Origin of the sequence: Corallococcus sp. CA054B (assembly GCF_003611625.1) — a bacterium.
GTDB lineage: Bacteria > Myxococcota > Myxococcia > Myxococcales > Myxococcaceae > Corallococcus > Corallococcus coralloides.
Genome location: NZ_RAVY01000344.1, coordinates 1 through 4,595 on the forward strand (window position 1 = coordinate 1; position 4,595 = coordinate 4,595).

The 4,595-nt window shown below is 71.9% G+C and carries 3 protein-coding genes; all 3 read right to left on the reverse strand.

Translation table 11 applies throughout. From position 1 onward, the window contains the following. A partial coding sequence (locus tag D7V80_RS40240) for a hypothetical protein (RefSeq protein ID WP_120593059.1) occupies nucleotides 1-479 on the reverse strand: 479 nt, incomplete at its 3' end. After that, nucleotides 476-4,177 (reverse strand): type VI secretion IcmF C-terminal domain-containing protein, encoded by a 3,702-nt coding sequence (locus D7V80_RS40245; RefSeq protein ID WP_120593058.1) that lies wholly within the window; start codon nucleotides 4,175-4,177, stop codon nucleotides 476-478. The genes D7V80_RS40240 and D7V80_RS40245, both read right to left, overlap by 4 nt. A gap of 3 nt (nucleotides 4,178-4,180) precedes the next feature. Next, nucleotides 4,181-4,504, reverse strand: coding sequence for a hypothetical protein (locus D7V80_RS40250; RefSeq protein ID WP_233586082.1), 324 nt, complete (start codon nucleotides 4,502-4,504; stop codon nucleotides 4,181-4,183). Nucleotides 4,505-4,595: the final 91 nt, after the last annotated feature.

The following is a 4,595-nucleotide window of genomic DNA, read 5'->3' on the forward strand; positions in this document are numbered from 1 at the left end:
GTGGAGGAGGGTGGGGGCTTCGGAGCGGCGGGCGGCTCGGGCGGTTTCGCCTCGTCGTCGCCTTCCTTGGGCGCCGCGGGCTGGGTGCCCGTGCGGATGCGCCCTTCGAGCAGCTCGATGTCCAGCGAGCCGGGCGCGGGTGCGTTCACGAACTGCTGCCAGGTGCCGTCCGGCGCGGTGAACAGGAAGGACACCGCCACCGGCGCGTTCTCCGGCAGCGGCACCTTCAGGCGCTGTAGCGTTCCCGGGTAGATCAGCGCGGACAGGAGCACGTCCGCGTCCGGCTGGAAGATGCGCGCGGAGACCTCGCCGTAGGACTCCACGGCGAACTGCTTCGGATCCACCTTGCGCACCAGCATGTAGAGCGGCCGGCCCTGGTTCGTCCCTGACGGCGCCTTCACGCTCAGGTGCAGCGTGCTCGGCTGGCACGCGGCCAGGAAACACAGCGCCAATGGGATGCAGCTTGCCCACGGTTTCATCGCGGCACCTCGCGGAACGGGATCCAGGGCTCACCCTTGAGCCCGAAGCGCAGGTCCATCACCCCGTCCGTGGACTGGGCGCCTCGCGCTCTCAACGACCAACGGCGGTGCTGCGGGTCTTCCGTGGACTGCGACGACTCCAGCAGCCGGAAGCAGCTCCACGCCGAACGTGACTTCTCCAGCGACGCGTACTGCACCGACTGGTCCGCGGGCGCGCGCACCTCCAGCATCAGCGACGCCGTCTGCTGGTCCCACCACGCGAGCGGGAACTCCTGCCACGACGGGCTCTGGTTGTACGCGAGGAACGTCGTCTTGCCGCACTTGAGCGAACCCAGCGTCACGAAGCTGCCCTGCATGGGCGCCTTCGGCAGCGGCAACGGCATCACCTGCAAGAGCAACGGCCGGGGCCTCCCCTCCGTGTCCCACAACATGCGGGCCAGCCGCGACAGCCTCCCCAGCGTGGGCAACATCCCCTGCGGCAACGACAGCCTCGACTGGAGCGCGCCTCGCGCCACCCACTCCGAGCCTCGCTCCTCGCACACCGGCGCCAGCACCCGCGTCACGAACTCCCAGAACGCGCCGTCCTGCTTGCGCAGTACCTCCAGGTCTCCCGGATCCACCTCCTGCGACGCGTCCGGCGTGAACGGATAGCGGTTCAGCAGCGGACGCAGGAACCGGATCGAGGCGTCGTCCCACTGCCGCTCCAGGGTCCTCTCAATCTCGCGCTGCCCCAGCTCGCGCACCGCGAGGAACGGCTGGCGGAAGGGCTGCCGCAGCTCTCCGATGAGCCCCTGCTGATCCAACCACGCGTCCACCTTGCGCAGGTAGGACGTGTCGTCCTCCAGCATCATCGCGAAGGCCAGGCGCCCCAGCGGCGTCAGCAGCTCCGGCAGCCTCGCGGCTCCGCTGGCCGGCTGCGCGCCGCCGGTGGCCAGACCTCCGTTGAGCGACGCCGTCGCCTCCGCGGGCACCACGCCTGGACGGGGCACCGCGTTCAGCTCGTCCGACATCTGGGCCACGAGCGCCCGGTACGGGTTGAGCGCCGTGTAGTTGCCCGTCTCGTCCGGCTTCATCACCGTGGCGATGGGCTTGAACGGCGCTACAGCATTGCGCAGCGCTTCGTAGAAGGGGCCGTCCAGCGGCTCCAGCGCCACGCCCTGGGCCACGTCGCGCAGCATGTCCACCAGCTCCGAGGACGGCTGCGTGAGCCGGGACAGCTCCTCCGCCAGGAGCGCGGGAATCACCGCCTGGAAGCGGTACGTGGATACGCGCTGGAACAGCCGGTTGCGGTACTGGAACGCGAACTGGTTCACCTTGCGGCGCACGTGCTCCTGGCGCTGCGACACCTCCTCCACCGGGAGCCCCGCGCCTTTGATTCGCGTGGTGAACTCGTCCACCAGCGGGCGTAGCCGCGTGTCGAACTCCAGCCGGTCCGCCGCCAGGGTCGCGCCGCCGCGCGCCGCCACCGCCTCCTCGCCCTCCATCACGCCGAAGGGCAGGCGCCCCGTCTTCTCGTGGTAGCGCAGCAGTGCCTGGTGCAGGAGCCGCGAGCCATCCTTGGGGCGGAACTCGAAGGTGCTCTGGAGCACGGGCACCTGGAGCACCGCGGGGCCGTTGCCCGGCAGCCACAGGCCGTCGCGCACCAGCAGCTCAGCCACGGTCATCTTCTGCACCGCCTTCACGCCCAGGTACGCCTCCTCCTCCATGCGCAGCACGTTCGTCAGCGCGTCCCGGTGGTCGTTGATCCACGCCACCGTCTTGAGCGTGGAGGGGATGCCCCGGAAGCGGCTGGTGTCCACGCGCGCCTCGGAGGCGGCCAGCAGCTCCAACGCTCGCGGCAGGCTGCTGAAGCGCGCGCTGTCGTCCAGCAGCGCCTGGAGCCGGCGGCGCTCGTCCTGCATGGCCTCCAGCTCCGCGTCCAGCCGCTCCAGCTCGCGCGGCTCCACGGCCCGGTTCGCCAGCAGGTCCTGCAACCGCCGCAGGTGCGCCTGCCACGGCATCAGCTGCGCCTCCAGTGTGAGCGGCTCCGGGAAGGGCCAGCGCGCCCAGCTGGCCTCGGGCGTGTCCGGCGCGGACCACGGCGGGTTGCTCATGGTGACGTAGTCGGCCACCAGGGACTCGTTCAGCCCCACCGCCGTCACCCACGAGCGCCCCGCCTCCAGCGCCGCCATGTCGCTCGCGGGCTCGGCCGCGCCTCCCTCCGACACGAAGCTCCAGTTCGGGCGCGTCTTCAGGCTGGACAGCACCAGCTGCCCCAGCGGCTCCTCGCGCGAGCCGTGCAACGTGGCCAGCAGGTAGACGACCTGCTCCGGACGGCACGTGTCCGGCTGGCGGTGGCACTTCTCCAGCGCGGGCCGGATGTGCGCCTCGCGGATGCCCCGGGCCAGGCGCTGGCGCAGGTCCTCTCGCGCGCCGGTGAAGCTGTAGCGCAAGAGCGGCCACGTGTTCATGGCGCTCCACAGCGAGTCCAGGGAGTGGCCCGCCGCGAGCACCGGCTCCTGCACCGCGGCCCCGGACACCGCCTGCCCCTGGTCGCGCATGCGCTGGACCATGTCCTCGAAGCGCTGCACGCGCGTGCGCGCCTGGCCCAGCCTCCAGGCGAAGTGCCCGTACGCGGCCAGCAGCGGCAGCGCGAACGCCAGGCCCAGCAGCACCGCCCGGCGCAGGTGCGTGTGCAGGTAGCGGTCGTGGACCGCTCGCGCCGTGCTGGCCTCGGCGGACACGGAGAGGACGTCCGGGTCCCTGGCGTCCTTGTCCGCGGAGGACAGGGACACCGTGGCCAGCCGGGGCGCGTACGCCAGCGTCTGGCCCTCCATCAGCGCCGTCACGAAGCGCGACAGCGCCTCGAAGGGCGCGTGGCCTTCCGAATAGAAGCGCTCCAGCCGCTCGAAGGACTCCACCGGCAGCGCCGTCAGGCCCAGCGCCAGGTACTGCTCCTGCGCCTTGAGCAGCGAGCCCAGCTTGCCCTCCTGGCCGGGCGGGGGCAGGGGGAAGCGCAGCGGCACGTGGTGCGCGCGCAACAGCTTCGCGAAGTCCGCGAAGCCCTCGCGCTCATCCAGGTGGGTGAGGCACACGCGCGTCTCGAACGCGCCCCCGCGCACCTCCGCCAGCAGGTTGAGCTTGCCCCGCAGCAGCTGCGCCGCCCTGCGCACCTCGTCCGGGGGCGTGTCCTGAAGCCAGCGCGCGTCCAGCACCAGCACCGCCAGTGCCTGCTGACCGCCGCCGAAGCTGTCCTTCCACAGCCGGCGCAGGGCCTCACGCGCCTGGGGCGACTCGTCCTCCAACAGCTGCGGGGACACCTCCTGTGCGACGACGTCCGCGCCCAGGTACACCTGGAGCAGCGAGTCCGTGAGGAGGCTGGGCAGGAACTGCCGCGCCTGCCGCTTCCAGTCCAGGTCCAGCTCGATGAGCCGCGACTTGCCCGCGCCCGCCGGCCCCATCACCACCACACCTGGCAGGTCCCTCACCGCCACGCGGTGGCGCAGGGGCAGCCCGGCCAGGAACTTCTCGCGCACCTTCCGCAGCCGGTTCTTCGCCAGGGGCTCCGGCGCGGCGCTCCCTCCGGCCGGCGCGCTCTTGCGCTTCGCGCGCCACACGAGGAACAGCGGCACGAAGAGGGCCAGCAGCGCCACGAGCAGCAGCGCGTACGGCTTCCACTTCGGCGGGATGAACGCCGTCAGTTTCTTGATGACATCCATGGCTCAGCGCTCCCCCCAGCCCAGGACGTTCCCGGCCCGGCCCGAGCGATGCAGGGCCTCCAGGACGTCCTCCAGCGTGTCCACCGTGCCCGCGAGCGACGCGCGCGCCTTCTCCTGCTCCTCCGGCGACAACCGCGCGTCGCCCGGCCCCGGCATCAGGCGGGCCAGCGTCTGGCCCAGCTCGTCCAGCATGGGCTCCAGGCCATGGCGGCCGACTCCCAGGCGCGCGGAGATGGTCCGGCGTACCTCCTGGAGCAGGGCGGGCGCGGCGTCGATCGTGGCCGCGGGCGCGGCCGGAGCCCGCGGTGCGGCGGCTTGAGGCTTCACCGGGTCACCCACCAGAGCAGGCACTGCAGCCCCAGCACGCTCGCGGCGCTGACGGCGTAGTAGCGGGCGGGAAAGGCGTAGAGCAGCGGCC

Excerpts from the sequence above, each read along its gene's own strand:
- D7V80_RS40245 (WP_120593058.1), bottom strand. The coding sequence starts at position 4,177 with ATGGATGTCATCAAGAAACTGACGGCGTTCATCCCGCCGAAGTGGAAG.